We start from the raw sequence: 26,584 nt of genomic DNA, 5'->3' as shown, positions 1-26,584 counted from the left end.
ATAACCATGACCTATTCACTGCGTAAATTGGCCCTCGCCGCCGGCTGCATGCTGTTCGCCGGCCAACTGCTGGCCGCCGACGAACCCAAACGCCCGGAGTGCATCGCCCCGGCCTCGCCCGGCGGTGGCTTTGACCTGACCTGCAAACTGGCGCAAAGCGCGCTGGTCAACGAAAAGTTGCTGAGCAAGCCGATGCGCGTCACCTACATGCCAGGCGGCGTGGGCGCGGTGGCCTATAACGCGGTGGTCGCCCAACGCCCGGCGGACGCTGGCACGCTGGTAGCGTGGTCCAGCGGTTCGCTGCTGAACCTGGCCCAGGGCAAGTTCGGCCGCTTTGATGAAAGCGCCGTGCGTTGGTTGGCGGCCGTCGGCACCAGCTACGGAGCCATCGCGGTGAAAGCCGATTCGCCCTACAAGACGCTCGACGATTTGGTCAAAGCCCTGAAGAAAGATCCGGGCAGCGTCGTCATCGGTTCTGGCGGAACCGTCGGCAGCCAGGACTGGATGCAAACCGCACTGATCGCCAAGGCTGCCGGGATCAACCCGCGCGACCTGCGTTACGTGGCACTCGAAGGCGGCGGTGAAATCGCCACCGCACTGCTCGGCGGTCATATCCAGGTGGGCAGCACCGACATCTCCGACTCCATGCCGCACATCCTCAGCGGCGACATGCGCCTGCTCGCCGTGTTTGCCGAAAAGCGCCTGGACGAGCCGGAAATGAAGAACATTCCGACCGCCAAGGAGCAAGGCTACGACATCGTCTGGCCGGTGGTACGCGGCTTCTACCTCGGGCCAAAAGTCAGCGATGCCGATTACGCGTGGTGGAAAGAAGCGTTCGACAAACTGCTGGCCTCCGAAGAGTTCGCCAAGCTGCGTGACCAGCGCGAGCTGTTCCCGTTCGCCATGACCGGCCCGGAGCTGGACACCTACGTGAAGAAACAGGTGGCTGACTACAAAGTGCTGGCCAAAGAGTTCGGCCTGATCCAGTAATCGCCTCGCTTTCGCACGGCCGCGCCCTCCTCGACGGGCGGCGCGGCCCAGGAGTTTCACATGCTCTTACAACGCATTTTCGCCTCAGTGATGCTGCTGGTCTGCGCCGGCCTCGCGCTGATGGCATGGCCGTATCAGGCGGCGTTTTCCTACGAGCCGGTCGGGCCTCGCGCCTACCCGCTGCTGATGCTCGGGCTGATGAGCCTGGGCCTGATCTACATGCTGTTTCGCCCACAGCCCACCAAGCACACCGAAGAAGAACCGGCCCTGGACCGCGACACGCTGATCAAGATCGGCATCTGCGTGGCGCTGCTGATCGTGTTTGCCGGCACGTTCGAGGCTCTGGGCTTCATCCTCAGCAGCATGCTGATCGGCATTCCGATGGCGCGCCTGTATGGCGGCCGCTGGGTGCCGAGCGTGGTAATCGTCACGCTGATGGCCATTGGTCTTTACCTGCTGTTCGACAAAGCCATGGATGTACCGCTGCCCCTCGGCCTGCTTGAAGTTCTGGAGAACTGATATGGATACGTTCAGCTATTTGGGCCAGGGCTTCGGCGTTGCACTGACCCCTTACAACCTGGTGACCGCCCTGTGCGGCACCTTGATCGGCACCGTGGTCGGCCTGCTGCCAGGCCTGGGCCCGATCAACGGCGTGGCCCTGCTGATCCCCATCGCGTTCGCCCTGGGTCTGCCGCCGGAATCAGCCTTGATCCTGCTCGCTGCCGTCTACCTGGGCTGCGAATACGGCGGCCGCATCAGCTCGATCCTGCTGAACATTCCCGGCGAAGCATCCACCGTAATGACCACCCTCGACGGCTACCCGATGGCCCGCAAAGGCCTGGCCGGTGTGGCACTGTCGTTGTCGGCGTGGAGTTCGTTCATCGGCGCGTTCATTGCCACCTGCGGCATGGTGCTGTTTGCGCCGCTGCTGGCCAAATGGGCGATTGCCTTCGGCCCGGCGGAATATTTCGTACTGATGGTGTTCGCGATTGTCTGCCTCGGCGGCATGGCCGGAGACAAACCGCTGAAGACCTTTGTGGCAGCGCTGATCGGCCTGTTCCTCTCAGCCGTCGGCATCGACGCCAACAGCGGCGTGTACCGTTTTACCGGCGACAACATCCACCTCACCGACGGCATCCAGTTTGTCGTATTGGTCCTGGGTTTGTTCTCCATCAGCGAGATCCTGTTGCTGCTGGAAAAAACCCACCGCGGCCAGGAAGCGGTAAAAGCCACCGGACGAATGATGTTCAACCTGAAGGAAGCGTCTGCAGTCTTCGTGGTTAACATCCGTTGCGGCCTGCTGGGTTTCATCATGGGCGTCTTGCCGGGTGCCGGCGCGACGCTCGCCTCGGCCGTTGCCTACATGACCGAAAAACGCCTGGCCGGCGCCAGCGGTAAATTCGGCCAGGGCGACATGCGCGGCCTCGCCGCTCCGGAAACCGCAATCGGCGCCTCCGCCTGCGGCGCGCTGGTGCCGATGCTGACCCTCGGCGTACCCGGTTCAGGCACCACCGCTGTGATGATTGGCGCATTGTCGCTGTACAACATCACCCCTGGCCCGCTGCTGTTCCAACAGCAACCGGACATCGTCTGGGGCCTGATCGCGTCGCTGTTTATCGCCAACATCATGCTGGTGATCCTCAACATCCCGATGATCCGCATCTTCACGCGCATCCTCGCCGTGCCGAACTGGGCGCTGGTGCCGGTGATCGCGATCATCACCGCGATTGGTGTGTACGCGGTTCACGCCACCACCTTCGACCTGTTCCTGATGGTCGGCATCGGCATCTTCGGCTACATCCTGCGCAAGCTGGACTTCCCGCTGTCGCCCGTGCTGCTGGGCTTCATCCTCGGCGGCCTGATGGAACAGAACCTGCGCCGCGCGCTGTCGATTTCCAACGGCGCGCTGGACATCCTCTGGTCCAGCCCGATCACCTTTGGTGTGTGGGTGCTGACCGCGCTGATGCTGGCTTTCCCGCTGGTGCGCATCTACCGCAAACGTGCCCTGCAGCGTCGTGCCCTGGCCGATGTCTGAGGTCACCTTTAAGCAATGGTGGGCAACACCGCTGGTCGGCCTGGCCGGCGGTTACCTGGCCAGCCTCGTCGGCTGGCCTTTGCCTTATATGGTCGGCTCGTTGCTGGCCATTATCCTGGTGCGCTGCCTCACGCCATGGCAACTGGCGGAGATTCCCGGCGGGCGCAAATGCGGCCAATGGGTGGTGGGCATCGGCATCGGGCTGCACTTCACCCCGGTGGTGATCGAGCAAGTCATGAGCCACTTCGGCCTGATCTTCTTCGGCGCGCTGATCACCAGCCTGTCGAGTATTGTCGGCGTGTGGTTGATGCGCCGCAGTGGGGAAGACCGCGCCACCGCGTTCTTCTCCAGCATGCCGGGCGGTTCCGGAGAGATGGTCAACCTCGGCGCACGCAATGGCGCGGTGCTCAGCCGTGTCGCGGCCGGGCAGAGTCTGCGTGTGCTGGTGGTGGTGTTGTGTGTGCCGGCGATCTTCAAGTACGTGCTCGAAGGCGGCGCGCCGCAGTTTCATCCGGCGCCGGTGAACTGGGCGTGGCTGGCGCTGCTGTTTCCGCTTGGGGCGCTGGTGGCCTGGGGCTGGCAGCGTTTGCGTCAGCCCAACCCGTGGCTGTTCGGCCCGCTGTTGGTCAGTGCGACCGCCAGTGTTGTGTGGGATTTGCACATCGGCCTGCCCGATGGCGGCAGCCAGATCGGCCAATGGCTGATCGGCAGCGGTTTGGGCTGCCACTTCAACCGTCAGTTCTTTCGCCGTGCACCGTCGTTCATGGCGCGTACGCTGCTAGGCACGGCGTTGACCATGGCGCTGGCGACGTTGGCGGCGGTGGGCTTGAGTGCACTGACACATCTGGACTTACGCTCACTCACGCTGGGCATGATGCCGGGCGGTATTGCTGAAATGAGCCTGACGGCCGAAACCCTGCAACTGTCGGTGCCGTTGGTGACGGCGATGCAGGTGATGCGCTTGTTGTTTGTGCTGTTTCTGGCGGAGCCGTTGTTCCGGCACTGGAACCGTCAGCCGGAAAAAATCTAAGCCTTCACAAAATTCCAATGTGGGAGCTGGCTTGCCTGCGATAGCGGTGGTTCAGTCAATAAATATATCGGCTGACAGATCGTCATCGCAGGCAAGCCAGCTCCCACATTGGGTTGCGGTTAACCTTTAGAGTGGCGGCAACCGCCACTCAATCGGCGTCTCGCCATTCTGCTCAAGAAATTTATTGGTACGGCTGAAATGCCCGCAGCCCAGGAACCCGCGATACGCCGACAACGGTGACGGGTGCACCGACGTCAGTACCAGGTGCTTGGTCGCGTCCACCAGCTTCTGCTTGCTTTGCGCATGGGCGCCCCACAGCAGGAACACCAGGTGCGGCTGATGTTCACTGACCACCTCGATAATCCGATCCGTGAAGAACTGCCAGCCCTTGCCCGCATGGGCGTTGGCATTGGCGCGCTCAACGGTCATGGTGGTGTTGAGCATCAGCACGCCCTGATCCGCCCAGCTTTGCAGGCAACCGTGGTTGGGAATATCGATGTTCAAGTCGCGCTTGAGTTCTTTGTAAATATTGACCAGCGAGGGCGGCGTCGGCACGCCCGGCTGCACCGAGAAGCACAACCCGTGGGCCTGACCGGGCCCGTGGTACGGGTCCTGGCCCAGAATCACCACTTTGACCTTGTCCAAAGGCGTTGAGTTGAGCGCATTGAAAATCAGCGGGCCTGGCGGGTAAATCTCTTTGCCAGCGGCGTGTTCCTGGCGCAGGAACTCGCGCAGTTGGGCCATGTAGGGCTGCTCGAACTCATCCCGCAGGGCGTGTTTCCAGCTGGGTTCGAGTTTGATACGGTCGCCTTCGGTCATGGTGTGTTCGTCGCGTAGAAAAAGAATGGGCGAACCCTAGGAAAGCAGGCCCCGCTTGTCAATTGATCTGACACACCACCGGCACTTTCCGTTGAACCGATCATACTGATCCTTCACTTTCTCGATTGAGGTCACGATGAACCTGCACTTCGAAGAGCTGACCGGCAGCGACGGTGCCCGCCTTGGCATCGCCAGCCTGGACGCTGAAAAATCGCTCAACGCGCTTTCCTTGCCGATGATCCTGGCCCTGACCGAACGCCTGGATGCGTGGGCCAAAGACCCGAATATTGTCTGCGTACTGCTGCGCGGCAACGGGCCAAAGGCCTTTTGCGCCGGCGGTGAAGTACGCAGCCTGGCCCAGGCCTGCCGTGAACGGCCCGGCGTTGTGCCAGCACTGGCCGCCGATTTTTTTGCGGCCGAATACCGCCTCGACTATCGCCTGCACACCTACCCGAAACCGCTGATCTGCTGGGGCCACGGCTATGTGCTGGGCGGAGGCATGGGCCTGCTGCAGAGCGCAGCAATACGCATCGTCACCCCCAGCAGCCGTTTGGCGATGCCCGAAATCAGCATCGGCCTGTACCCGGATGTGGGCGCAAGCTGGTTCCTGTCACGCTTGCCCGGCAAGCTGGGATTATTCCTGGGCCTCACCGGCGCGCATATGAACGGCCGCGACGCAGTGGACCTGGGCCTGGCCGACCGTTTCCTGCGCGATGACCAGCAAGACGAACTGATCGAAGGCCTGCTGCAACTGAACTGGCAGGAACAGACCGCGATGCAGCTCAACAGCCTGCTCAAGGCACTGGCCCAGGAAGCCGTCAGCCAGCAACCGGAGACGCAATGGCTGCCCCGTCGCGCACAGATCGATGAATGGTTGGATGTGGGCGATGTGCGCTGTGCCTGGCGCGCCTTGAACCTGCTGCGCGACCACGCCGACCCGCTGTTCAGCCGTGCCGGCAAGACGCTGGCCGAAGGTTGCCCGCTGACGGCGCATCTGGTGTGGGAACAGGTCGAGCGCGCCCGGCACTTGTCATTGGCCGAGGTCTTCCAGATGGAATACACCATGAGCCTCAATTGCTGCCGTCACCCGGAATTTGCCGAAGGCGTACGCGCACGCTTGATCGACAAGGACCAGCAACCGCACTGGCACTGGCCCGATATCAACACGGTGCCGGAGGCTGTGGTGCAGGCGCACTTCACCAAGGTGTGGGAAGGCAGGCACCCTCTGGCAGACTTGTCCGACTACTGACAGGCAATCAATTCAGGCGCCCGACCGTAAATGCACAATTGTCCGGCTGGCTGTCCTGGCAAATGTAGACGTCTTGCTTGAGTGGATCGGTGGCGAGTTCCCAGTGTAGGGACTTGGTCAGCGACATCGTGCTGAGGGCCCCCGGCATGTCATACCGCAACGCCAGGCTTCGCCCGCTGCCCATCAGATAAACGCAGCGGTCCAGGTAGCCGTTCTCGCGATCCTGGCCCTTGCCGGGGGTGAAGAGCGCACCGATAAACCGATCCGCGAAATCATGGGCGTCGACCTTCGGGCTTCGCCAATGAGACTGTTTATCCGACGCTTGAAAATAGCCGCTCACGTACTTGACCGATGACGGGTAGGGACAGCCCTGTTCCGCATTCGCTTGCGCGACGCCACCCACCCACAATAAGAACAAGCACACACGTTTGATCAAAGAGCATTCCATAGACCTACTGCCTCCTCAGAGACGCACAACGGCGTCCCCAGCAGTGGAATGCAGATCAAACGCTTGCGATAGCTGTTAGAAATGACAGTGCCGACAAACGGTCTGCATAAAAAAGCGGCGCCTGGGGCGCCGCTTGAGGTCATGACCTGTCAACGATGGCCGCCACCGCCACCGCCGCCGCGTCCACCGCCATGGCCCGACCCGCCATTGCCCCAACGATTGTTCCAGCCCTGGCCTGGATAAGGCCGGTAAGCGGGCCGTGGGTAATAACGCGGGGCCGGTTGGTAATAGCGCGGCGCCGAATAGTAACGTGGCGGCGGCGCATAGTAGCTGCGCCCATATTGATAGTAAGCGGGGCCGCCGTAGTAATAGGCCGGTGCCGGCGCGGTGTAGACCTCGGAGCGATAGTAAGTAGCACCTCCATCGTAATAGGGCACACACGCAGAAAGGGTCAACCCGAGTAACGCAGTGAGCAGCAGTCGTCGATACATGGCGGCCTCCTGGACCGCTTGAGAGCACCTCCAGCGACGCTGGAGAGCGGCATTCGTCTTTCATTGAATGACGAAATATCTGACATCGAAATCCGAATCTGGTGCGTTTTAGACACAGGTTGTAACACCTGTTTCGGACGAGCTGAACACCTCATCGCCCGCGCGTGGCAAGGTGCAACTCGCTGACGGCCAGTGGCAAACCCACCTCATCGGTGAGCCTCACGGCCTCGCCGATACCGTCAACATCAGCCACTTCAGCGGCCGGCGCGGTAACCTGCGCAGCTTGCAATAGCGGGACGGCGCTGTATCGTGCTGAAAACTGCGCGATACAGCACGAACCCACATGACCACGCCAACCCTCTGCCCCGCCTGCGGTGCCCGTAACGACTGCGCGCTGGCTGACCCGCGCACCGCCGACCAGGCCTGCTGGTGCTACAGCGTCACCCTCGATCCGGCGGTGCTTCAAGCCTTGCCCGATGAACTGCGCAACACCGCCTGCCTGTGCCCGCGCTGTGCCCAAGTGGATGCGCAATTGCGTGAGGCGGCGATTGAGTAATGCGCGTTGATCGTTTCCTCAGTAACCTGCCGCGTTTCAATCGTCAGCAAGTGCGCGTGCTGCTGGTAGAGCGACGGGTGACCGTCGATGGCGTGGCGGTCAGCGATCCGCACCATGAGGTGCGTGAGTTCAGCCGCGTGTGTGTCGACAATGACGTGCTGCAAGCCGGCAAACCGGCGCGCTACTTCATGCTGCACAAACCTCAAGGCTGTGTGAGCGCTACCTCAGACCCGCAGCACAGGACGGTCCTCGATTTGCTCAATGAACCGGACAAAGGCGAGCTGCATATCGCCGGTCGTCTGGATTTCAATACCACCGGGCTGATGCTGATCACCAACGACGGCCAATGGTCACGGCGCCTGACGCAACCGCAGACCAAGCTGCCCAAGGTTTATCGCGTGGAAACCGAACAGGCCATCACGCCGGCGTACGCGATCACCTTCGCAGCCGGTGTGTATTTCGCGTTTGAAGACCTCACCACGCAGCCCGCCGAGCTGGCCCTGCTGGGGCCGACGACTGCGCGGCTGAGCATCATTGAAGGCCGCTATCACCAGGTCAAGCGCATGTTCGGGCACTTTGATAACAAGGTTATCGGCTTGCACCGTGAGCGGATGGGGCCATTGGCGCTGGATGACTCGCTGGCGCCGGGCGAATATCGGGCACTGACTGAAAACGAAATCCTCGCGGTCTGATGACCGTTCGGCCGGTGCTGGCAATAAACCAGCTGGTCGCCTTGCGACCTGGCGTCTGTGCTGCTTGAATCAAACCGTCAGCCAAATCATGACTGGCGAGTCGCCTTATAACCTCCAAGAAACACCTTGCCCCGCCCGCGCGTGATCTACGGGCCTCTCAGGCAAACAGCCCGCCCTGACAACAGCCGTCGGCCAGCCGTCATCGGACCGACATGGGCGCTCCTCTTCCAGGCGTATGCCTACCTGTCATAAAGCTCGTGCAGAGTGATCTGCGCGCCCTACCCGCTTGCCAGGAGTCTTACGACATGAGGCCAGAAATCGCTGTGTTGGATATACAGGGTCAGTATCGGGTTTACACGGAGTTCTATCGCGCGGATGCTGCTGAAAAGACCATCATCCTGGTCAACGGCTCGATGGCCACCACGGCGTCCTTCGCCCAAACCGTGAAAAGCCTGTACCCGCAGTTCAACGTGGTTTTGTACGACCAGCCCTACGCTGGCCGCTCCAAAATCCACAACCGCCATGAGCAGATGCTGACGAAAGAAGTCGAAGGCCAGATTCTGCTGGAACTCATCGACCACTTCGCCGCCGAACACGTGCTGTCATTTTCCTGGGGCGGCGCTGCCACCCTGGTCGCCCTCGCTGCGCGCCCGCGCCGCGTGGAAAAGGCCGTGATCAGTTCGTTTTCCCCGGTAATCAATGCACCGATGCGCGATTATCTGGAACGCGGTGTGGACTACCTCGGCAACCTTGACCGCGACCGCGTCGGCCACCTGGTCAACAACACTATCGGCAAACACCTGCCGTCGCTGTTCAAGCGCTTCAACTACAAGCACGTCAGCAGCCTGGCCGAGCACGAATACGGGCAGATGCACTTTCACATCAGCCACGTGCTCAACAGCGACCGCCTGTGCTACCTCAAGGCAGCGCGGCAAATCAACATCCCAGTGCTGTTTTTGAATGGCGAATGGGACGAGTACACCAGTGCCGAAGACGCCAAGCTGTTTGGCCAGCATGTGGCCAAGAGCAGCTTCAGCACTATTCAGGCGACCGGGCATTTTCTGGATATGGAGCACAAGGCGGCGTGTCGGGACAGCCGGGACGCGGTGGTGGGCTTTTTGAAACCGCAGCGACAGGTCAGTCGCTTGCGCTACCACCAGGGCCAGACGCAGCATGCCTTTGCGATTTGAAATGACAGAGCTGAAACGCCCGCTTGGGCGGGAGCCGGGCTTGCCCGCGATGCACGTACCTGTGTGTCAGTCACACAGGCGATGTATCGCAGGCAAGCCAGCTTCCAACTGAGCTTGAGCGACGCAACCCACACATTTTTCGAAGAAAAACTTCAAATCCCGATGAACATCTGGTACAAAGTCAGCCGCTCTGAGCGGGTATAGTTTAATGGTAGAACAGTAGCTTCCCAAGCTTCCGACGAGGGTTCGATTCCCTCTACCCGCTCCACTCACATTTCGCGCCTACGTCGGTTACGACGCAGATGCCAAAAAAACCGGTCCCTGTGACCGGTTTTTTTATGGGCGCAATTTGTACATTCGTCACTTGCCGCGCGCAAACCTGTACAAATCAATATTTTTGTACAAGTATAAATACCAAGCGTTGGCGCTTCGCCGCGCATGATCACGGAGCCCGGCAATGACACGTCTACTGATTTCATTGTTGCTGGCGTTGAGTTTGAGCAGTTGCGGCAACGTCGAGGTCGCCCACTACGCCGACCAGAAACCGCAATTGGACCTGGAGCGTTTCTTCAGCAAGCCCGTCAAGGCCTGGGGGATTTTCCAGAAGCGTTCGGGCGAAGTGGCCAAGCGCTTTGAGGTCAATATCGCCAGCCGCCGCGAGGGCAACGCCCTGATTCTCGACGAGCGCTTTCTGTACAGCGATGGCACGCGTCAGCAGCGCGTCTGGACGCTGACCCCGGATGGTCCGGGACGCTGGCGCGGTCGGGCGGGTGACGTGGTCGGCGAAGCGATCGGCGAAGTTGCGGGCAATGCACTGCGTTGGCGCTACCGACTCAACCTGCCGGTGGACGGTTCGGTCCACGAGGTGAGTTTTGATGACTGGATGTACTTGATGGACGAGGACACGCTGATCAACCGCTCCAGCATGACCAAGTTCGGCGTCGAATGGGGCCAGGTCACACTGTTCTTTCGTCGCCAATGAAACAACCCACCGTGAGGGTGAACTATGAACCTGAAAATGCTCACTGAATTGGCCGAGAAAGGCGAGATACGGGAGTTGGAGCTGCTGTCGCTGGAGGGTGGCTTCTACATCGCGCGGGTCAGGTTGGATCATGTCGAAATGACGCTGGTGGACGATGACGCCAAGCCCATGCGCATCGGCTCGACCACGCACTTGCGCGACCTGTTGCAGCGGGTTCCGCCGTTCCCGTGTGTGCTGGTGCAGCACAGCGTGCACGATGAAATGTGCGGTGCGCGCGAAGGGCCGATCGGCGCGTTGCGCATACCGTTTACGCTGGCCTCGCCCCTTTAACCAGGGAATGTGCGGTTAAATCCCATCGCGCATTCCTCGCTGTACCACCCACGCCAACGGCAAGGTCAGCAGCAACATCCCCGCCAGTACCATCACCGCCACCGGCACACCGAGCGCATCGCCGACCCCGCCGAACACCAGCGGCGCCAGCGCTCCGCCGCCAATGGTGCCGGTGTAGAACACCGCAAAAGCCTGTTCGCGCCTGCCTGCGCTCGCCAGGTCCGGGACGGCGCCGTAGAGCACAGAAGACGTGCCGTTCAGCGCCAAACCCAGCAGCGGCAACATCACCATCAAGCCACTCAGCGGCAGGTACACGGCCGTGACGATCAACAGCGCGGTGCTGGTTTCGGTCAACCAGACGGTTTTCATCATGCCAATGCGAGCCCCCAGGTAGCCGCAAAGCAATTTGCCAAACGCACCGCCAATGAACAGCATCGTCAGCGCCAGCCCAATGCCCGCCGTGCCTGCACCTTTGGCTTGCAGCAGAAACGGCAGAAACGTGAGAAAGCCCATGCGCACGGCGCTGTCGAGCGTACCGGTCAGGATCAGCGCACGCAGGCCTGCCACCGAGCCCGTGCCACTCGGTGGTCGGGCTTTTCTTATCGCACTGGACTCGCGAACTTCAGCCGGCACCAGCCACCACAGCATCCCCGCTGCCGCCAGACCGAGCAGCCCCAGCAGTGTGGCGCTGGCGCGCCAGCTGACGACGGTCAGCAGCAGGCCCACCACCCCAGGAATCAGGGTTTTGCCGATATCGCCGCTGAAGTTGTACTGGGACAGCGCCTGCTTGACGCCACCACCGTCCTCATAAGCGTCGGTGATCATCGAGGAGGCCAATGGGTGTTGGGTGCTGGCCCCCAAACCGCCCAGCAGCAACGCCAACAGCAACAGGCTCAGCCCGGTGGCTTGCCCCACCAGTAAGTAAGCGACACCCGCAAGCGCAGTGCCACCCACCAGCAACGGTAAACGGCCCCAGCGTCGGGCGGCGCGGCTGGCCATCAGTTGGAACACGGCCATCATTCCGGAATAGGCGCCACGCAACAGGCCGATCTGGGCGTAGGACAAGGCGAACTGCGCCTGCCAGATCGGCAGCAACACGTAGATAACGTCCGTGAGGCCATCGTGTACGGCGTGAGCGCTGCAACCGGCGATCAGCGCGCGGCGCCGGCTGGAGGTTTCGCGGACAGGCACGGCTACAGTGTCATTCATGGTGTCGGCACCCGCTCAGGTTTGAGTGGCTTCCAGCCCGTCAGGGCGATCAGCAGCGTCAGCAGTTGAAAACCGATAATCAGCGCCACACAGCCGGCCCAGCCCCAGCGTTCCCAGATCAATGCCGGAACGATGGCACCGCAACTGCCGCCCAGGTAATAGCACGTCAGGTAAACCCCCACGGCGCCAGACTTGCTCTCACCGGCGGTGGCACTGATGAACGCATTGGCGGCGGCCTGGGCCAGGAACACGCCGGTGGAACTGAGCGCCAGGCCCACCACAATGCACCCCAGCGACGGCGCCAGGGTCAGCGCCGAACCACCGACACCGAGCGCGGCGGCGACCGCCAGCAGTTCGGCGTGAGGCCTGGCTTTGCTGAGGCGCCCGGCGAGGGGAATCACAATCAACGCCAGCAGAAACACCATGTAAAGCGTGCCCAGCGCCGCAGGCCCCAAGTTGAACGGTGGCAGGCCGAGGTGCAAACCTGCGTAAGTAAATGCCGCAACCTGGGAGAACAACACGCAAAAACCTACGCCGTACGCCGCCAGCAAAGGTCGGCTAAAAACACCTGAAGCAACCGCTCCAGGCCGTTCGCCGCGCAGTCGATTGGCGGGCAACAGGAACTGAATAAACCCACCCACCATCAAGCTCAACACCGCCAGCAGTTCGAACGCTTCGCGCCAGCCGACGTATTGCGTCATCACACCGGTGACGAAACGCCCGGCGAACCCGCCCAGTACCGTGCCCGCCACGTACAGGCTGGTGACCTCGGTCACCGTCGCGCCACGCCAGCGGTCGCCGATGTAAGCCACGCTGGTGGCAAACACCACCGGGATCACCATACCTTGCACAAACCGCCACACCAGCACTTCGGCAAAACTGCCGGCGTAGGCGGTCATCAGCGCAGGGGCGGCCAGCAGCAGCGCGGCCACGGCGATGACCGTGCGCTGTTCGAAGCGCCCGGTCAGCCGGCTGACAAAGGGCGCGGTGATCGCCACCGCCAGGGTGGTGACCGTGATGCTCCAGCCCGCTTCCTTGGCGCTGATATGAAACTGTGCGGCAAAGGTCGCGAGGATGCTCTGGGTGGCGTAAAGGTTGAGAAACGCAGCGCAGCCACACAGGAACAGGGCTAGACGGGCACAATGCAGGCGCGGTTTCATGAAACCTCTCGTTTTATTTTGTAACGCCTTTATAGAATGGCCGTCGGGTCTTAAACCAATACCGATTTCGAACCGATCAATACCCAAGGATCAGGATGCTCGACCTACGCAAGCTGCGTTACTTTCTGACGGTCGCCGAAGAATTGCACTTCGGCCGCGCGGCACTGCGCCTGCACCTGGCCCAACCGCCGCTGACTCGGCAGATTTCAGCGCTGGAGACAGAGCTGGGGTTCAAGCTGTTTGATCGCACCAGCCGCACGGTGTCTCTCACCGCCCAGGGGCGTTCGTTCTTGCCCTACGCGCGTGGCGTGTTGGAGCAGGTTGAATTGGCACAGGTCATCGCCGGCAAACTGGCAGCGGGCACCGCAGGCCAATTGGCACTCGGGTATGTCAGCTCGATCGCTTTGTCGGACCTGTTCAGCCAAGCGATCCAGGCCTTCGCCCAGCGCTTGCCCGATGCGCAGTTGACCCTGGTGGAGTGCGCCTCTGGCAGCCTCGGCGCGCAGGTGGCAGACGGCCGGCTGGATATCGGATTGAGTCGGCTTTTGCCGCACACAGCAGACGTTCACGCGTTGTCGTTGGGCGAAGAGCGGCTGGTGGCCGCGGTGTCCAGCGACAGCCCGCTGGCCAAGCTGGCGCAGGTCAGCTTGACGCAACTCAGTGCGTATCCGCTGATCCTGTTCCCGGCCGACTACGGGTCGGGTCTGAACCAATCCATCGAGCACCTTTACCGCCGCCACGCCCAGCCTTTGCGCGCGGGGCCAACCGGGCGGCAGATCACCTCGATCATTGCCTTGGTGGCCGCCGCACAAGGCGTGGCGTTGGTGCCCGCCTGTACCCAAAGCCTGATGAACAAGGGTGTGACGTATCGGCCGCTGGTGGAGGCGGATGCGTGCGCGCAATTATTGGTGTTGACGCCCGCGCAAAGGAAAAATGTATTGGCTGATGCATTTCTCGCCATCCTTGCGCAGGTGTTACACAGCCGGTAATGCCTTGGAAAAAACCGCAAACCTCTTTCCAATACCCCACCAGGGCGCTCATTCAACACCGACCGAAACCCGGTCATCGGCCGTCGTGAGCCGGCGGTTTTGTCGCTCGGTAACGGGTATTTTCATCGCCCCGACGGGCGCTACTGGAACGGCGAGCCCCTTGAGGAATTTGATCGCAAGAAACGCGGTTTCCTGACAGGCAGATGGCATTACAGTAGCGTCCTGGCTTTTAACACCCGTCCTTCGAGGAGCCCGCTCATGCCGTACGAATACACGCTCATGCCCTCCCCCGTCGGCCAGCTCACCCTGGTGGCCCGCGACGGCAAGCTCACCGCGATCCTGTGGGAACAGGAACGCGCCAACCGCGTACGGCTGGGCGAATTGCGCGAGGCCAACGACAGCCCGGTGTTGTTGGAAACCGCGCGCCAGCTACGCGAGTATTTCGCCGGCGCACGCAGCCAGTTCGAGCTGGAACTGGACTTCAACGGCACGCCTTTTCAACAACAGGTCTGGCGGGCGCTGCTGACCATCCCGTTCGGCGAAACCCGCAGCTACAGCCAGATCGCCGAGCAAATCGGCAACCCCAAGGCCGTGCGCGCGGTGGGTGCCGCCAACGGGCGTAACCCCATCTCGATCGTTGCGCCCTGCCATCGGGTCATAGGCGCCTCGGGTGGGCTGACCGGGTTCGCCGGAGGGCTTGGCGCCAAACACTATCTGCTCGCGCTGGAAAGTGCAGGCCAGGCAGAACTGGGCTTCTGAGGCGAACCGCGACAAAAACGTACAACTTTGCTCACCGACGCTTTTGTAAAAAGAAATTTCAAAGAACCGCTGCGGTCCATAATTTCATCACCCACCCATTAAGGAAAAACGGTCATGAAATTCTCCGCAGTCTCTCAATCCTTGTCCCGCTGGGCAGGCAGCGCCCGGACGTTCTATGCGGCCGTCGCGTTGATATTCCTGTGGAGCCTGAGCGGACCCTATTTCCACTACAACGACACCTGGCAGCTGATCATCAACACCTCGACCACCATCATCACCTTCCTGATGGTCTTCCTGATCCAGAACACACAAAACCGCGACAACGACATCCTGCATATCAAGATCGACGAACTGCTGCGCGTCTCCAAGGATGCCCAGAACGCCGTGCTGAGCCTGGATGGCCTGGACCGCAAAGAACTGGAACAACTGCGCAAGCAATACCGCAGCATCGGCGACACTGGCACGGTCAGCTTGAGCACCAGTTGTGGTGAAAGGGTCGACGATGCGCACCCCAACAAAACCGATCTGAATCAAGCCTAAAAAAAACGGCGGTTGGAAATCATCCAACCGCCGTTTCTCGTTTCAGGTGAGGCAATCAACCGTCGCCTTGATGACCTTTACCGTAAGTCGAGGCCAGGGCACGGGCTTTTTGCAGACGCTCTTCAAGCTTGGGCAGCGTCTCGTCCACCAGCGCTTTTATCTCTGGCACATCCGACGCCGCGCCTTCTTTCTTGAACAGGGCGATGGCGTCTTCGTTTTCCTTGACCTGCTGCGCGGTGTAGGCCGCGTCAAAGGAGTCGCCGTCCTTGAGTTCAGGCATCAGGGTTTCGGCCTTGTCGACGATCTTCTCGCGCGGGGCCACGGGCAAGTCGAGCTTCTTGGCGATGGCCGCCAAGTGCTGGTTGGCCAGGGTGCGTTCGTTGATGACCTCGATGGTGTAGTCCTTGATTTCCTGGGACGACGTCCTGGCGTGGGCCATGCGACTGGTTTCGATATCGGCCATCCCTTTGGCCGAAGCCTGCTCGATGAATTCAGCAGGCGACTGGGCGAAAGCATTGCTGGCGCCGAGGCCCAGCAGCATCGCGAAACTGGCGGTGCGTAACCGGATAGCCATGCGGCTCATGATGGGTTCCTCCAGGGCAAAAATAGGTGCGGGGAAATACGCCCCGCCCTGAATTCGAATTTTCAGGGCGGCAAAGGTTTAGAAAAAACTCGCCAGTGCGACGAACGGTCGTCGTCGCCTCAAGCCGGTTTGCTGCCGAACAGGCCCGGCAACGCGTGCGCCAGGGCGTTAATGGCGAAGCCGATAAACATCACGCCGCACAGCCGGGTGATGAGGATTTCATGCCGCTGGTACACCGTACGCACGCGCTGGGCGCCCACCACGCCGATCAGAATCGCGTAAGCCAGCAGGCCGCCGATGAAACTCAACAAGATCAACGACGGCAGCATTGCCCATGTCAGCAACTCGGCACGGCTGGACAGCAGCGCGGTAAAGGTTGCAACCGCCACAGGGTAGGCCTTGGGGTTGGTCAAGCCGAACAGGATGCCGTGCCAGAACGGATGGCGCGCCGCGCCCTGAGGCGCATCGCTGCTGCGGCGCTGGGTGCGAATCGCCCGCCAGCCAAGCCAGAACAAGTACACACCGCTGAGCACGCCCAGCACATCAAAGGCGCTGCTGCCCACTTCCCGCGCGCCCACAATGGCGACCAGCGCCGTACTGCACCACACCACATCACCCAGCAAGTGCCCGCACAGAAAACCCGCCCCGGCGCGACGGCCACGAGACGCGCCGATCCCAAATACCGCCAGGACGCCCGGCCCAGGCGTGATCCCATAGATAAAACCCGAAGCAAGAACGGCGAGCAGCAAGGAGGGGGTCATGGACGCGACTCTGACAGGCGATTGAAAGGTGCAGCGATTCTGCACGTTCTGGCGCTACGGGTAAAACTGCATGCCTGCATAAGGCTTGGCGCGGCAGGCCTGAAGGCGCGAAGCCAAGTTGCCGACATGCGCCTCGAGCTTGTGCCCATCCGGGTCGAGAAAGTAGAACGAGGCCCCTTCGCTGCGGTTGTCGCGCCACTCCTGCACCTTGGCGTCTCGCAAGCGCGCCACCAGCGCGGCGAACGCATCGGCGGCGGCGGTGAACGCGTAATGGGTGTAATCCACCGCAGGTGTGGTTGAACGCGAAGGATCGAGCGACAGGCACAGCCACAAACCGGGTAACGAGAGGTAGGCGCCCTGGTCCCAGGTGGCGTCGAGCTTAAGCTGCAGCAGCTCATGGTAGAAGCTGACGCTGCGGTTCAAGTCGGTAACGGCAAGGGTCAGGTGGTTCAAGCCTGAGAGCATGAGTTTTTTCCTGTGATCGATAGCCTTAGGACAGCACACCTTGCACCTGCCCAATCAGCCACTGCAACCCCGAATCGCCGCCCCGCCGTGCATGCCACGCCAGTTCGACGGCGAACGAGGGAATATGAAACGGTGGCGGCACGGCCAGCAGAAGCTGTTGATCGATGTTGAGCAAGCCCCTGGATGACACCGTCAGAATCAGGTCGGTGCCCTGAATCAGCTGCGGCGCCACGCCCCAATGCGGCAGGCTGATTGCCACATGGCGCCGTTCACGAATCGCCGTTAACGCCCGCTCGATTTCCGGGGTGCCACTGCCGCGCATTTCCAACAGCACGTGCGGGCGCGACAAATAGGTGGGCAGGTCAAGCACGCCACTGGACGGCAGGCTGTTGCGGTCGACCAGGCAGGTGTAATGCTCCTCAAACAAAGGCGTGGTGCGCAGTTCGGCGGGCATATCGGGGAATACCCCGGCGGCCAGGTCGATGTCGCCGTTGAGCACGGCGTCTACCATGCCTTCGCGACTGGCCTGGACGATTTGCAGGTCGATGCCAGGGGCTTCACGGCGCAGAACGCGGACCAGCTCCGGCAGGAAAATCGCCGCGCTGTAGTCCGACATCGCCAGGCGAAATCTGCGCTTGGCCGACGCCGGGTCAAACCGGTTCGGTGCCAGCAGTGCTTGCACCTGGGCCAGGGCTTCAGCCAAAGGCGTCGCCAACTCCAGGGCTCGCGCGGTCGGCACCAGTGTTCCGCCCTGGCGCACCAGCAAGGGATCACCCAGCAGATCCCGTAAACGCGCCAGAGCGTGGCTGACTGCCGGCTGGCTCAGGTGCAAACGCTCGGCGGCGCGGGTGACGTGTTGCTCACTGAGCAAGGCCTCCAGGATCACCAGCAGGTTGAGGTCGACGCGACGCAGATCATTCATCGGCTGCATGCCAAGCATAAGAATTTGGAATTTAAATTTGCGCGACGAATAGCCTAGAGTCCAGCAAAACCTCTGGGAGATTCGAAATGACGACGTTGCATTGGCTGGGTTTGCTGGCGCTGGCGGTGATCGCCGGGGCGGTGGTGCCGTTTCAAAGCGCAATCAACGCCAACCTCGGGCGCGGGCTCGGTCACCCGTTGTGGGCCACGCTGGCGTCACTGTTGGTGAGTATTATCGTGCTGCTGCCGGTCATTCTGGCGCTGCGTTTACCCCTGCCGAGCCTGGCCTTTATCATTAAAGCGCCGGTGTGGATGTGGGCCGGGGGTGCATTTGGCGTGTGCTTTATTTCCCTGGCGCTGATGCTGTTGCCCAAGCTCGGCGCGTCGGGGTTCATTGCCTTGGCCATGGCCGGACAGATTCTCGCCTCACTGGTGCTCGATCACTTCGGGCTGTTCGGCCTGGTGGAGCGCCAACTGACAACGCCCCGTGTGTTGGGGGCGCTGTTGTTGATTGGCGGCGTGGTGTTGATTCAGTTCAGCAGCACGCCTGCCCGAGCATTGGTAGCGCCAGGCTGATCAGGCCTTGTCGAGCGTGCGCAACTTGTGTGGCAAGCCCCACAGCAACAAAGCCGCGGCCAGCAGGGCGCACACGCCAATCACATACAGCGCCGGGGTGGTGCTGCCGGTGAGGTCCTTGATCCGCCCCACCATCACCGGGCTGACAATGCCGCCGAACTGACCGAGGGTGTTGATCACCGCGATGCCGCCGGCCGCACCGGCTCCCGCGCCCGCCAGCAGTTTGGGCGGCAAGGTCCAGAAGGTCGGGATCGAGGCGATGATGCCCGCCCCCAGCATGCCCAGGGCGATGATCAGGAACGTGGTGTGGTCGGCAAAAATCCCGGCGCTGAAAAAGCCAATCGCCCCCAACACCACCAGGCCGCAGACAAACTTGCGCCGCTCGCCGGTGGCGTCCGACAGCCGCCCGATCACCACCATGCTGATCGCGCCGCACACATAGGGAATCGCGGTGAGCAGGCCGATCATCACCGGGCTCTGGGTGCCGGCGCTGCGGATCAATTGTGGCGCCCAGAAGTTGAGCCCGTAGGACGCGACCTGGATCAGGAAGTAGGTAAAACCGAGCATCAAAAAGCCTGGGATGCGGATCGCCGACAGCAATGAACCACCGTGGGTGTTGGGCTCATGCTTGGCAATTCGGCTGGACAGCAAGGTCTTTTCCGCTGGCGTCAGCCACTGCGCGTCTTCGATACGGTCTTTGAGCAGCGTCAGCACCAGGAAGCCCAGGCCGATGCAGGGCAAGCCGCCAAGCAGAAACAACCAGTGCCAGCCGCGCAGTTGCAGCACGCCGTCGAGATGCTCCAACACCAGGCCGGAGAACGGCGCGCCAACCAAGCCCGCGAAGGCCGAAGCCAGAAACAGCAGCGAGGTGATGCGTCCACGAAAGTGCTGTGGAAACCACAACGTCAGGTAATACAGCACGCCCGGTGCGAAGCCAGCTTCCATGGCGCCAATGATGAAACGCAGGCCGTAGAACTGCCATTCGGCGGTGACAAACACCATGGCCGCCGTGGCCAGGCCCCAGGACATCATGATCCGCGCGATCCAGCGCCGTGCGCCGACCTTGTACAGCATCATGTTGCTCGGCACTTCGAAAATCACATAGCCGACCACAAACAGCCCGGCGCCGAGGCCGTAAGCGGTGTCGCTCAGGCTCAGGTCGGTTTGCAGTTGGAACTTGGCGAAGCTGATGTTGATGCGGTCAAAAAACGCGAACAGGTAGCACACCATGATCAGCGGCATCACGCGCCAGGCGACCTTGCTGACCAGGGCTTTTTCGGCATCGATCTCAGCGGCCGGGCGCGCGCCGGCCTCTAACGTATTAGTGCTCATGCTTTCTCTCCAGCGGGTAGCTCAACGGCGCCCGATTGTTTTTGTTGTCTGGTGCGGTGTTACAGGGTGGCGATGTAATCGGGTGGCGGATGCAGGTCGCCATTGCGCCCTGCCTTGGCGACCTGCCCGGGCAGCTCATGGCCAAGCAGCGCCGGCAGTTGGCGGGACATGTGCAACAGGTGCGGCAGGTCGATACCGGTGTGAATCCCGACCTCGTCGCACAGGTTGACCAGGTCTTCGGTGCAGATATTGCCCGACGCCCCCGGCGCGAACGGGCAGCCGCCGAGGCCGCCCAGGGCCGCATCAAATCGGCGCGCGCCGGCCTCGTAGGCCGCCAGCACATTGCACAAGCCCAGGCCACGGGTGTTGTGAAAATGCAGGGTCAGATCGCTGGCTGGCACATGCTGCAATACACGTTTGACCAGGCGCTCAACTTGGCGCGGGTTGGCCATGCCGGTGGTGTCGGCCAGGGTGATGCCCTGGATGCCCAACTCGCGATAGGCATCGACGATGTGCAGCACGCGGTCTTCATCAATCTTGCCTTCGAACGGGCAGCCGAAGGTGGTGGCGATGCTGCCGTTGAGGCGCACCGGGTAGTCGGCGGCAAAGCTAACGATGTCTTTAAAAGCCGCCAACGAGGCCTCGCAACGCATGCGCATATTCGCCAGGTTGTGGGTCTGGCTGGCCGACATCACCAGGTTCAACTCATCGGCGCGGGACTCGATGGCGCGCTGGGCACCCTTGAGGTTAGGGATCAGCGCCACATAGATCACACCGGGGTTGCGCGCGATGCCCTGGAACACTTGCTCGCCATCGCGCAATGCCGGAATAGCCTTGGGCGAGACGAATGAACCAGCCTCGATTCGCGAAAACCCGGCCAGCGACAGCTGGTTGATCAACGCGATCTTGTCGGCGGTTTCAACCCAGGTCGGTTCGATTTGCAGGCCATCGCGCGGGGACACTTCCTGCACGATCAGCGGGTCAGAATAATCGGTGATCATTGCACCACTCCCGAGGTTTTCAGGCGTTGGATATCGGTATCGGTCAGGCCGAGGCTGCCGAGGATGTCGTCGGTGTGCTGGCCCAGGCTCGGGCCTTGCCAGTTCACCGCGCCGGGGGTTTCGGAGAGCTTGGGCACGATGCCCGGCATTTTCACCGACACGCCGCCAGGCAGTTCGGCATTGAGCAGCATGTCGCGCGCCTGGTAATGCGGGTCGCTGACGATATCAGCCACCGAGTAGATGCGCCCGGCCGGCACTTCGGCGGTCTCCAGGGCAGCAAGCACTTGGTCGATGGGCAGGCTGCTGGTCCAGTGCGTGATCGCCGCATCCAGCAAACCACTTTTCGCCGCGCGGCCATCGTTGTGGGCAAACTCCGGCGCGTCGGCCAGGTCGGCGCGGCCGATGGTGGTCATCAAACGCTTGTAGATCGGGTCACTGTTACCGGCGATCACCACATAGGCACCGTCGGCGGTCAGGTAGGTATTGGACGGCGCGATGCCGGGCAAGGCGCCACCGCTGCGCTCGCGCACGTGGCCGAGCATGTCGTATTCAGGCACCAGGCTTTCCATCAGGTTGAACACGCTTTCGGCCAGCGACACATCGACAATCTGCCCGTCGCCCTGGCCGGTCTTGACCCGCAGCAGCGACATCAGCGCGCCGATCACGCCGTGCAATGACGCAAGGGAATCGCCCAGGCTCACGCCCACCCGCGCCGGTGGCGAATCGGGGTTGCCGGTGGTGTAGCGAATGCCGCCCATGGCCTCGCCGATGGCACCGAAGCCTGGACGGTCGCGATACGGGCCGGTCTGGCCGTAGCCGGAGATGCGCACCAGGGTCAGCTTGGGGTTGAGGGCGTGCAACACGTCCCAGCCCAGGCCGAGTTTTTCCAGGCCGCCGGGGCGCAGGTTTTCGATCAGCACGTCGGCGTCGCCGAGCAATTGCTTGATCAAACCCAAGCCTTCCGCTGACTTGAGGTCCAACGCCAGGGACTTCTTGTTGCGCGATTGCAGGTACCACCACAGCGAAGTGCCTTCGTGCAGCTTTCGCCATTTACGAAGCGGATCGCCCTGGCCCAGGGCTTCGATCTTGATCACCTCGGCGCCAAACTCGGCCATCAGCCGGGCGGCGAACGGCGCGGCAATCAGGGTGCCGATCTCAATCACCTTGATACCGCTCAATGGAGCCGTCATGGGGTGTGCCTCTTATTCTTGGAATGTGTGGCCAAGGCTAGAGGACAGCCGTAGGAGAAATCCAACCGTCAGTTGGCAAGCAGCGTTCGTGGATGGCGAACGGTTACGCCCTGTCGGCGCCATTCAAATCGCTATCGCGGCAAGCCCGGCTCCCACAGATGAGCGGGTTTCCATGTGGGAGCCGGGCTTGCCCGCGATGAGGCCCACGGCGCTGGTTTATTTCAGCGACGTGCGCAGATAGTCAAACAATAACCGGCTTACCGGCGACAGCTGCGCTTGATCACGTATCACCACAATCAAGCTGCGATCCGACCAGGCATCCGTGAGCGGCACGGCGTGCAATCCCAACGCGCGGCCGAACAGCTCGTAAGCTTTTTGCGGCAGGATACCGATGCCCATGTTCGCCTGAACCATCCGGCACATCGCATCAAACCCTGGCACGTGGATGCGCAGGCGCAGCATCTTGCCGGCCTCGCGCGCGGCCGCGTGGGTGCGCATATTGATCGAGCTGGCGGCATGCAGGCCAACGTAATCACTGTCGAGTGTTTCGGCGAACGCCAGGGTCTCGCGTGCAGCCAACGGATGCGCCGCCGGCATCAGCACCACCAGTTTGTCGTGGCGGTAGGTCACGCTGGGCAGGCCTTTGGTGTCAGTGTCACTGGAACAGATCCCAAGGTCGGCCACGCCGTCCAGCACGCCCTGTACCACGCCATTGCTGGGGCGTTCTTCCAGGTCGGTTTTCACCTCGGGGTGCAGTGCAGAAAAGTCCCGCAAGTCTTCCGGAAGAAACTGAATGATCGCCGACAGATTGGCCAGCATGCGCACATAACCGCGCACGCCATGGCTGTGCTCGCCCAGTTCCAGGCCCATTTTTTCGACGTTGAACAGCATCTGCCGCGCGTGGTGCAACAGGGTTTCGCCCGCCGCCGTCAGGTCCATGCCCTTGGCCCGGCGCACAAACAGGCTGACGCCCAGCACCTGTTCCAGCTCCATCAGCCGCTTGCTCGCGGCCGATACCGCTATGGCTTCACGGGCCGCCGCGCGAGTCAATGTGCCCTCTTCAAACACCGCAACGAACAGCTGCAAGGTGATCAGATCCAGGCGACGCACCAGGCTCTTGTGCAACATCAGTGACGCTCGGCAGCCAGGCGATTGATCTCGCCCTGCTCCACCACCGCGTGCGGCGCGCCATGGCGCACGGCCGCCAACATGGCCTGACCGACGGTCTCGGTGCTCACTACCCAGGCGGGCTTGACCCGGCGCACAAAGGTGAGCAGCGGCCCGAGCACGGAATAAAAGGATTGGTACAACGGCGTTTTCGAGCGCACGCCATGCAGCGGCTGAATCACCCCCGGCCGAAACAGGTACACCGCCTTGAACGGCAAGCGCAGCAAAGCGTTTTCGGTCTTGCCCTTGACCCGCGCCCACATCGACTTGCCCGCTTCGGAGCTGTCGGTGCCGGCACCGGACACGTAGATAAAGGTCATCTGCGGATTGAGCCGCGCCAGGGTACTGGCGGCGACCAACGTCAGGTCATAGGTGAGGTGGGTGTACTTGGTTTCATTCATGCCCGCCGACGAAACGCCGAGGCAGAAGAAACACGCATCAAAGCCCTGCAGCAAGTTTTCCAGCGGCTGGAAATCCAGCATGTCGCTGTGCAGCACCTGATGCAGCTTGCCATGTTCCTGAGTCAAGGGCGTGCGGCCAACGGCGACGACTTCCTGCACGTCTGCGGCCAGCAGGCACTCGCGCAGCACGCCTTGGCCGACCATGCCGGTGGCGCCGAATAACAGAACTCTCATGGGGGGACCTCAGCGGCAAGCCGCAAGCTTCGTGCTCAAGTTGAATGCAGTTGAGCCTGTAGCTTATCGCTTGCCGCGTGCGACCGCCCTCTTTAGAACGCGCTGCGGAAAATCTCCTCGATCTGGCGCTGATCGGCGCGCCGCGGGTTGGTCAGCCCACAAGCGTCCTTCAACGCATTGGTGGCCAGCAGCGGAATGTCTTGCAGCTTGGCCCCCAGCTCGCGCAAGCCGGCCGGGATCTCAACCTCCTGGGCCAACGCACGGATGGCAGCGATCGCAGCCTGGGCGCCTTCTTCCGGCGTGATCCCCTTGATGTCGGCGCCCAGGGCGCGCGCCACGTCGCTCAAACGCTTGGCGCAGACGCTGGCGTTGAAGCTTTGCACATGGGGCAGCAACACCGCGTTGCACACGCCATGGGGCAGGTCGTAAAGGCCGCCAAGTTGGTGGGCCATGGCGTGCACAAACCCCAGGGACGCATTGTTGAACGCCATCCCGGCAAGGAATTGCGCGTAAGCCATGTTTTCCCGCGCGACCTTGTCGCTGCCGTCGCGTACCGCCAGGCGCAGGTTGGCGCTGATCAGCTCGATTGCCTTGATCGCGCAGGCGTCGGTGATCGGTGTGGCGGCGGTCGACACGTAGGCCTCGATGGCGTGGGTCAACGCGTCCATGCCGGTGGCGGCGGTCAGCCCCTTGGGCATGCCGACCATCAGCGTCGGGTCGTTGACCGACAGCAGCGGCGTCACGTTGCGGTCGACGATGGCCATTTTCACGTGGCGGGTTTCGTCGGTGATGATGCAAAAACGCGTCATTTCACTGGCAGTACCGGCGGTGGTGTTGATGGCCACCAGCGGCAGTTGCGGCTTGCTGGATTGATCGACGCCTTCGTAGTCGCCGATATGCCCGCCATTGGTGGCGCACAAGGCAATGCCCTTGGCGCAGTCATGGGGCGAACCGCCGCCCAGGGACACCACAAAATCGCAGTGGCTGTGCTGCAACAGCGCCAGGCCTTTCTCGACGTTTTCCACATTCGGGTTGGGCTTGGCGCCGTCGTAGATCACCGAGTCGATGTCCTGCATCGCCAGCTTCTCGGCGATCATGCTGGCCACGCCCGCTTTGGCCAGGCCCGCGTCGGTGACGATCAGCGCTTTGCGAAAGCCGTAATTGCGGATGGCAGTCATGGCTTCGTCGAGGCAGTCGGTGCCCATGATGTTGACGGCGGGAATGAAGAAGGTGCTGCTCATGGCGAATCCTCAGAGGCGTTATGCCTACAGCATCAACCTGAGTGGGCCGTGGCATCTTGATCAGGATCAACGCCGGCTCGTGATAAAGTCACCACCCAGCCGATTTCGAGTAGACCCGCCGCAATGAAGGATTTCCAGGATATTGACGCCCACCTTGAAGACTGGAGCGCGCTGCGCAGCGCTGTCGACTTCAGTGGGATTCTGATCGGTAACGGCGCGAGCCGCGTGATTTGGGAAGACTTTGCCTACGACTCGCTGTTTGAAAACGCCCGCACCGTCGAAGAAAAACCCCTCAGCCAATCCGAGCTGAGTGTGTTCGACGCCCTGCAAACCCGCAGCTTCGAGCAAGCACTGGGCGCACTGAAAACCACCAGCCGGGTCAACAAGGCGCTGGCGGTCAGCTCGGCGGCGCCGCGTAATCGCTACTACGCGATCAAGGAAGCGCTGATCAATACCATCCACGCCGTGCACATTCCGTGGCGCCTGGTGCAGCCGTCCACGCTGGCGACGATCAACGCGGAACTGGCCAACTACGCCACCGTCTTCACCACCAACTACGACCTGCTCAACTACTGGGCGATCCTGCACACGCCGGGCATCGATGACCTGTTTCGCAGCGCCGACTCAAGCTTCGACCTGCGCAACACCCGCGCCGATGCCACGCGCATTCTGTACCTGCACGGCGGCCTGCACCTGGTGCGTAACCTCGATGGTACGGCGCGCAAATTGCCGTCCACCGACAGCACGTTGCTCAGCAGTTTTGCGATCAACAACACGATCAAGACCCTGGACGACGTGCCGCTGTTTGTCAGCGAAGGCAAGGTGGAAGAGAAGCTCAAGACCATCCGCAGTTCGGACTACTTGTCGTTCTGTTATGAGCAGTTGCTGACCCATACGGGCGCGCTGTGCATTTTCGGCCACGACCTGGGGCCGCAGGATAAGCACTTGGTGGATGCGCTTTGCCAGGCGAGGATCACGACCCTGGCGATTTCGGTGTCGGGGCGCAGCGACGGGTTTATCCGCCAGCAGAAGCGCCGGTATTCGGAGCTGTTTGAGGGCAGCGGAGTGGAGTTGAAGTTTTTTGCGGCGCGCACGCATCCGCTGGGTAATTGGGCATTGTCAGTGCCGGTCGAGCGCTGATCCCCCGCCCACATTTTGACTGAGTGCATCGGTTACATAGAGACAAATGACAATAGTTCTCGATATCATTCGCGACTTTTCTACGTCGTGCTTCGTCAAGAAG

General features: G+C 61.7%; 31 protein-coding genes and 1 tRNA gene. 16 read left to right on the top strand and 16 right to left on the bottom strand.

Features of this window, described 5'->3' with window-relative positions:
- Positions 1–6: 6 nt before the first annotated feature.
- The 4 genes from AACV02_RS08700 to AACV02_RS08685 are packed head-to-tail and all read left to right on the top strand — an operon-like array spanning position 7 to position 4,055.
- Entirely contained in the window at positions 7–990 is a 984-nt protein-coding gene (locus AACV02_RS08700) for a Bug family tripartite tricarboxylate transporter substrate binding protein (protein ID WP_106577024.1), read from the top strand.
- 60 nt (positions 991–1,050) lie between these two features.
- Positions 1,051–1,509, top strand: coding sequence for a tripartite tricarboxylate transporter TctB family protein (locus AACV02_RS08695; protein WP_119738943.1), 459 nt, complete (start codon positions 1,051–1,053; stop codon positions 1,507–1,509).
- 1 nt (position 1,510) lies between these two features.
- The gene (locus AACV02_RS08690) at positions 1,511–3,025 is read left to right on the top strand and encodes a tripartite tricarboxylate transporter permease (RefSeq protein ID WP_106577026.1); all 1,515 of its coding nucleotides are present in this window, start codon (positions 1,511–1,513) and stop codon (positions 3,023–3,025) included.
- On the top strand, positions 3,018–4,055 hold the full coding sequence (locus tag AACV02_RS08685; protein ID WP_119738941.1) for an AbrB family transcriptional regulator: 1,038 nt from the start codon (positions 3,018–3,020) through the stop codon (positions 4,053–4,055). The genes AACV02_RS08690 and AACV02_RS08685 overlap by 8 nt, the downstream gene beginning before the upstream one ends.
- Before the next feature lie 126 nt (positions 4,056–4,181).
- Here the strand turns inward: AACV02_RS08685 and ung are convergent, their stop codons facing one another.
- Positions 4,182–4,874: a uracil-DNA glycosylase gene (gene ung, locus AACV02_RS08680; RefSeq protein WP_106577028.1), complete on the bottom strand. Its 693-nt coding sequence runs from the start codon at positions 4,872–4,874 to the stop codon at positions 4,182–4,184.
- A gap of 136 nt (positions 4,875–5,010) precedes the next feature.
- Between ung and AACV02_RS08675 the strand changes: the two genes are divergently transcribed.
- A complete protein-coding gene (locus tag AACV02_RS08675; RefSeq protein ID WP_119738938.1) occupies positions 5,011–6,123 on the top strand; it encodes an enoyl-CoA hydratase/isomerase family protein in 1,113 nt (370 codons plus the stop codon).
- A gap of 7 nt (positions 6,124–6,130) precedes the next feature.
- On the opposite strand, the gene AACV02_RS08670 is transcribed toward AACV02_RS08675, so the two are convergent.
- Together AACV02_RS08670 and AACV02_RS08665 are read right to left on the bottom strand one after the other, a co-directional pair.
- Positions 6,131–6,559: a DUF3757 domain-containing protein gene (locus AACV02_RS08670; protein ID WP_119740768.1), complete on the bottom strand. Its 429-nt coding sequence runs from the start codon at positions 6,557–6,559 to the stop codon at positions 6,131–6,133.
- A 161-nt stretch (positions 6,560–6,720) separates the two neighbouring features.
- Positions 6,721–7,062, bottom strand: coding sequence for a hypothetical protein (locus AACV02_RS08665; RefSeq protein WP_119738936.1), 342 nt, complete (start codon positions 7,060–7,062; stop codon positions 6,721–6,723).
- 343 nt (positions 7,063–7,405) lie between these two features.
- Between AACV02_RS08665 and AACV02_RS08660 the strand changes: the two genes are divergently transcribed.
- The 6 genes from AACV02_RS08660 (at position 7,406) to AACV02_RS08635 (ending at position 10,812) form a co-directional block, all read left to right on the top strand.
- Positions 7,406–7,618, top strand: a complete 213-nt coding sequence (locus tag AACV02_RS08660) for a cysteine-rich CWC family protein (RefSeq protein ID WP_119738934.1) — start codon at positions 7,406–7,408, stop codon at positions 7,616–7,618.
- The gene (locus AACV02_RS08655) at positions 7,618–8,310 is read left to right on the top strand and encodes a 16S rRNA pseudouridine(516) synthase (protein WP_106577032.1); all 693 of its coding nucleotides are present in this window, start codon (positions 7,618–7,620) and stop codon (positions 8,308–8,310) included. The genes AACV02_RS08660 and AACV02_RS08655 overlap by 1 nt, the downstream gene beginning before the upstream one ends.
- Positions 8,311–8,615: 305 nt before the next feature.
- Positions 8,616–9,500 (top strand): alpha/beta fold hydrolase, encoded by an 885-nt coding sequence (locus tag AACV02_RS08650; RefSeq protein WP_119738932.1) that lies wholly within the window; start codon positions 8,616–8,618, stop codon positions 9,498–9,500.
- 194 nt (positions 9,501–9,694) lie between these two features.
- Positions 9,695–9,768 (top strand) — tRNA-Gly (locus AACV02_RS08645).
- A gap of 189 nt (positions 9,769–9,957) precedes the next feature.
- Positions 9,958–10,482: a DUF3833 domain-containing protein gene (locus tag AACV02_RS08640; protein WP_119738930.1), complete on the top strand. Its 525-nt coding sequence runs from the start codon at positions 9,958–9,960 to the stop codon at positions 10,480–10,482.
- 24 nt (positions 10,483–10,506) lie between these two features.
- A complete protein-coding gene (locus AACV02_RS08635; RefSeq protein WP_106577035.1) occupies positions 10,507–10,812 on the top strand; it encodes a DUF6482 family protein in 306 nt (101 codons plus the stop codon).
- Between the two features lie 15 nt (positions 10,813–10,827).
- On the opposite strand, the gene AACV02_RS08630 is transcribed toward AACV02_RS08635, so the two are convergent.
- Both AACV02_RS08630 and AACV02_RS08625 read right to left on the bottom strand, forming a co-directional pair.
- On the bottom strand, positions 10,828–12,021 hold the full coding sequence (locus tag AACV02_RS08630; protein WP_119738928.1) for an MFS transporter: 1,194 nt from the start codon (positions 12,019–12,021) through the stop codon (positions 10,828–10,830).
- The gene (locus AACV02_RS08625; protein WP_119738926.1) at positions 12,018–13,181 is read right to left on the bottom strand and encodes an MFS transporter; all 1,164 of its coding nucleotides are present in this window, start codon (positions 13,179–13,181) and stop codon (positions 12,018–12,020) included. Before AACV02_RS08625 ends, AACV02_RS08630 begins: the two co-directional genes overlap by 4 nt.
- Positions 13,182–13,276: 95 nt before the next feature.
- Between AACV02_RS08625 and AACV02_RS08620 the strand changes: the two genes are divergently transcribed.
- Complete coding sequence (locus AACV02_RS08620; RefSeq protein ID WP_119738924.1) at positions 13,277–14,170, top strand: LysR family transcriptional regulator; 894 nt, start codon at positions 13,277–13,279, stop codon at positions 14,168–14,170.
- A 48-nt stretch (positions 14,171–14,218) separates the two neighbouring features.
- Here the strand turns inward: AACV02_RS08620 and AACV02_RS08615 are convergent, their stop codons facing one another.
- A complete protein-coding gene (locus AACV02_RS08615) occupies positions 14,219–14,380 on the bottom strand; it encodes a hypothetical protein (protein WP_157986822.1) in 162 nt (53 codons plus the stop codon).
- Positions 14,381–14,428: 48 nt separating this feature from the next.
- Here AACV02_RS08615 and AACV02_RS08610 point away from each other — a divergent pair, with 48 nt between their 5' ends.
- Complete coding sequence (locus AACV02_RS08610) at positions 14,429–14,929, top strand: methylated-DNA--[protein]-cysteine S-methyltransferase (protein ID WP_119738922.1); 501 nt, start codon at positions 14,429–14,431, stop codon at positions 14,927–14,929.
- Between the two features lie 114 nt (positions 14,930–15,043).
- The gene (locus tag AACV02_RS08605) at positions 15,044–15,469 is read left to right on the top strand and encodes a low affinity iron permease family protein (RefSeq protein ID WP_106577040.1); all 426 of its coding nucleotides are present in this window, start codon (positions 15,044–15,046) and stop codon (positions 15,467–15,469) included.
- Positions 15,470–15,524: 55 nt separating this feature from the next.
- Here the strand turns inward: AACV02_RS08605 and AACV02_RS08600 are convergent, their stop codons facing one another.
- The 4 genes from AACV02_RS08600 to AACV02_RS08585 all read right to left on the bottom strand — a co-directional run bounded on the left by AACV02_RS08600 (position 15,525) and on the right by AACV02_RS08585 (position 18,209).
- Positions 15,525–16,052 (bottom strand): DUF4142 domain-containing protein, encoded by a 528-nt coding sequence (locus tag AACV02_RS08600; RefSeq protein ID WP_106577041.1) that lies wholly within the window; start codon positions 16,050–16,052, stop codon positions 15,525–15,527.
- A 119-nt stretch (positions 16,053–16,171) separates the two neighbouring features.
- On the bottom strand, positions 16,172–16,813 hold the full coding sequence (locus AACV02_RS08595; protein ID WP_106577042.1) for a LysE family translocator: 642 nt from the start codon (positions 16,811–16,813) through the stop codon (positions 16,172–16,174).
- Between the two features lie 54 nt (positions 16,814–16,867).
- Entirely contained in the window at positions 16,868–17,278 is a 411-nt protein-coding gene (gene fos / locus AACV02_RS08590) for a fosfomycin resistance glutathione transferase (protein ID WP_119738920.1), read from the bottom strand.
- A 25-nt stretch (positions 17,279–17,303) separates the two neighbouring features.
- Positions 17,304–18,209, bottom strand: coding sequence for a LysR family transcriptional regulator (locus AACV02_RS08585; RefSeq protein WP_445261925.1), 906 nt, complete (start codon positions 18,207–18,209; stop codon positions 17,304–17,306).
- Between the two features lie 77 nt (positions 18,210–18,286).
- Between AACV02_RS08585 and AACV02_RS08580 the strand changes: the two genes are divergently transcribed.
- Positions 18,287–18,775 carry a DMT family transporter gene (locus AACV02_RS08580; RefSeq protein ID WP_119738916.1) on the top strand — a complete coding sequence of 163 codons (489 nt, stop codon included), beginning with the start codon at positions 18,287–18,289 and terminating at the stop codon, positions 18,773–18,775.
- On the opposite strand, the gene AACV02_RS08575 is transcribed toward AACV02_RS08580, so the two are convergent.
- The 6 genes from AACV02_RS08575 to yiaY all read right to left on the bottom strand — a co-directional run bounded on the left by AACV02_RS08575 (position 18,776) and on the right by yiaY (position 25,341).
- Positions 18,776–20,107 (bottom strand): MFS transporter, encoded by a 1,332-nt coding sequence (locus AACV02_RS08575; protein ID WP_119738914.1) that lies wholly within the window; start codon positions 20,105–20,107, stop codon positions 18,776–18,778. It abuts the gene before it with no gap.
- 59 nt (positions 20,108–20,166) lie between these two features.
- Positions 20,167–21,108, bottom strand: a complete 942-nt coding sequence (locus AACV02_RS08570) for a hydroxymethylglutaryl-CoA lyase (protein ID WP_119738912.1) — start codon at positions 21,106–21,108, stop codon at positions 20,167–20,169.
- Positions 21,105–22,298 (bottom strand): CaiB/BaiF CoA transferase family protein, encoded by a 1,194-nt coding sequence (locus tag AACV02_RS08565; RefSeq protein WP_106577048.1) that lies wholly within the window; start codon positions 22,296–22,298, stop codon positions 21,105–21,107. The genes AACV02_RS08570 and AACV02_RS08565 overlap by 4 nt, the downstream gene beginning before the upstream one ends.
- 216 nt (positions 22,299–22,514) lie before the next feature.
- Positions 22,515–23,426, bottom strand: a complete 912-nt coding sequence (locus AACV02_RS08560; RefSeq protein WP_119738910.1) for a LysR family transcriptional regulator — start codon at positions 23,424–23,426, stop codon at positions 22,515–22,517.
- Positions 23,426–24,100: an NAD(P)H-binding protein gene (locus AACV02_RS08555; protein WP_106577050.1), complete on the bottom strand. Its 675-nt coding sequence runs from the start codon at positions 24,098–24,100 to the stop codon at positions 23,426–23,428. The genes AACV02_RS08560 and AACV02_RS08555 overlap by 1 nt, the downstream gene beginning before the upstream one ends.
- A gap of 92 nt (positions 24,101–24,192) precedes the next feature.
- Positions 24,193–25,341 (bottom strand): L-threonine dehydrogenase, encoded by a 1,149-nt coding sequence (yiaY, locus tag AACV02_RS08550; protein WP_106577051.1) that lies wholly within the window; start codon positions 25,339–25,341, stop codon positions 24,193–24,195.
- 123 nt (positions 25,342–25,464) lie between these two features.
- Between yiaY and AACV02_RS08545 the strand changes: the two genes are divergently transcribed.
- A complete protein-coding gene (locus AACV02_RS08545) occupies positions 25,465–26,481 on the top strand; it encodes a DUF4917 family protein (RefSeq protein WP_119738907.1) in 1,017 nt (338 codons plus the stop codon).
- Positions 26,482–26,584 lie beyond the last annotated feature (103 nt).

This window comes from Pseudomonas sp. Larv2_ips (assembly GCF_963879675.1).
GTDB lineage: Bacteria > Pseudomonadota > Gammaproteobacteria > Pseudomonadales > Pseudomonadaceae > Aquipseudomonas.
This window is presented reverse-complemented; position numbering and strand designations above follow the sequence as displayed.

Bases quoted from the DNA above. Each gene is read 5' to 3' on its own strand.
- fos (WP_119738920.1), bottom strand. From the start codon at position 17,278: ATGCTCTCAGGCTTGAACCACCTGACCCTTGCCGTTACCGACTTGAAC.
- AACV02_RS08650 (WP_119738932.1), top strand. From the start codon at position 8,616: ATGAGGCCAGAAATCGCTGTGTTGGATATACAGGGTCAGTATCGGGTT.
- AACV02_RS08615 (WP_157986822.1), bottom strand. From the start codon at position 14,380: ATGCCATCTGCCTGTCAGGAAACCGCGTTTCTTGCGATCAAATTCCTC.
- AACV02_RS08665 (WP_119738936.1), bottom strand. From the start codon at position 7,062: ATGTATCGACGACTGCTGCTCACTGCGTTACTCGGGTTGACCCTTTCT.
- AACV02_RS08700 (WP_106577024.1), top strand. From the start codon at position 7: ATGACCTATTCACTGCGTAAATTGGCCCTCGCCGCCGGCTGCATGCTG.
- AACV02_RS08675 (WP_119738938.1), top strand. From the start codon at position 5,011: ATGAACCTGCACTTCGAAGAGCTGACCGGCAGCGACGGTGCCCGCCTT.
- AACV02_RS08625 (WP_119738926.1), bottom strand. From the start codon at position 13,181: ATGAAACCGCGCCTGCATTGTGCCCGTCTAGCCCTGTTCCTGTGTGGC.
- AACV02_RS08620 (WP_119738924.1), top strand. From the start codon at position 13,277: ATGCTCGACCTACGCAAGCTGCGTTACTTTCTGACGGTCGCCGAAGAA.
- AACV02_RS08575 (WP_119738914.1), bottom strand. From the start codon at position 20,107: ATGAGCACTAATACGTTAGAGGCCGGCGCGCGCCCGGCCGCTGAGATC.
- AACV02_RS08690 (WP_106577026.1), top strand. From the start codon at position 1,511: ATGGATACGTTCAGCTATTTGGGCCAGGGCTTCGGCGTTGCACTGACC.
- AACV02_RS08600 (WP_106577041.1), bottom strand. From the start codon at position 16,052: ATGAGCCGCATGGCTATCCGGTTACGCACCGCCAGTTTCGCGATGCTG.
- AACV02_RS08595 (WP_106577042.1), bottom strand. From the start codon at position 16,813: ATGACCCCCTCCTTGCTGCTCGCCGTTCTTGCTTCGGGTTTTATCTAT.
- ung (WP_106577028.1), bottom strand. From the start codon at position 4,874: ATGACCGAAGGCGACCGTATCAAACTCGAACCCAGCTGGAAACACGCC.
- AACV02_RS08635 (WP_106577035.1), top strand. From the start codon at position 10,507: ATGAACCTGAAAATGCTCACTGAATTGGCCGAGAAAGGCGAGATACGG.
- AACV02_RS08605 (WP_106577040.1), top strand. From the start codon at position 15,044: ATGAAATTCTCCGCAGTCTCTCAATCCTTGTCCCGCTGGGCAGGCAGC.
- AACV02_RS08655 (WP_106577032.1), top strand. From the start codon at position 7,618: ATGCGCGTTGATCGTTTCCTCAGTAACCTGCCGCGTTTCAATCGTCAG.
- AACV02_RS08565 (WP_106577048.1), bottom strand. From the start codon at position 22,298: ATGACGGCTCCATTGAGCGGTATCAAGGTGATTGAGATCGGCACCCTG.
- AACV02_RS08570 (WP_119738912.1), bottom strand. From the start codon at position 21,108: ATGATCACCGATTATTCTGACCCGCTGATCGTGCAGGAAGTGTCCCCG.
- AACV02_RS08560 (WP_119738910.1), bottom strand. From the start codon at position 23,426: ATGTTGCACAAGAGCCTGGTGCGTCGCCTGGATCTGATCACCTTGCAG.
- AACV02_RS08610 (WP_119738922.1), top strand. From the start codon at position 14,429: ATGCCGTACGAATACACGCTCATGCCCTCCCCCGTCGGCCAGCTCACC.
- AACV02_RS08660 (WP_119738934.1), top strand. From the start codon at position 7,406: ATGACCACGCCAACCCTCTGCCCCGCCTGCGGTGCCCGTAACGACTGC.
- AACV02_RS08695 (WP_119738943.1), top strand. From the start codon at position 1,051: ATGCTCTTACAACGCATTTTCGCCTCAGTGATGCTGCTGGTCTGCGCC.
- AACV02_RS08555 (WP_106577050.1), bottom strand. From the start codon at position 24,100: ATGAGAGTTCTGTTATTCGGCGCCACCGGCATGGTCGGCCAAGGCGTG.
- AACV02_RS08640 (WP_119738930.1), top strand. From the start codon at position 9,958: ATGACACGTCTACTGATTTCATTGTTGCTGGCGTTGAGTTTGAGCAGT.
- AACV02_RS08585 (WP_445261925.1), bottom strand. From the start codon at position 18,209: ATGCAGCCGATGAATGATCTGCGTCGCGTCGACCTCAACCTGCTGGTG.
- AACV02_RS08685 (WP_119738941.1), top strand. From the start codon at position 3,018: ATGTCTGAGGTCACCTTTAAGCAATGGTGGGCAACACCGCTGGTCGGC.
- AACV02_RS08545 (WP_119738907.1), top strand. From the start codon at position 25,465: ATGAAGGATTTCCAGGATATTGACGCCCACCTTGAAGACTGGAGCGCG.
- AACV02_RS08580 (WP_119738916.1), top strand. From the start codon at position 18,287: ATGACGACGTTGCATTGGCTGGGTTTGCTGGCGCTGGCGGTGATCGCC.
- yiaY (WP_106577051.1), bottom strand. From the start codon at position 25,341: ATGAGCAGCACCTTCTTCATTCCCGCCGTCAACATCATGGGCACCGAC.
- AACV02_RS08630 (WP_119738928.1), bottom strand. From the start codon at position 12,021: ATGAATGACACTGTAGCCGTGCCTGTCCGCGAAACCTCCAGCCGGCGC.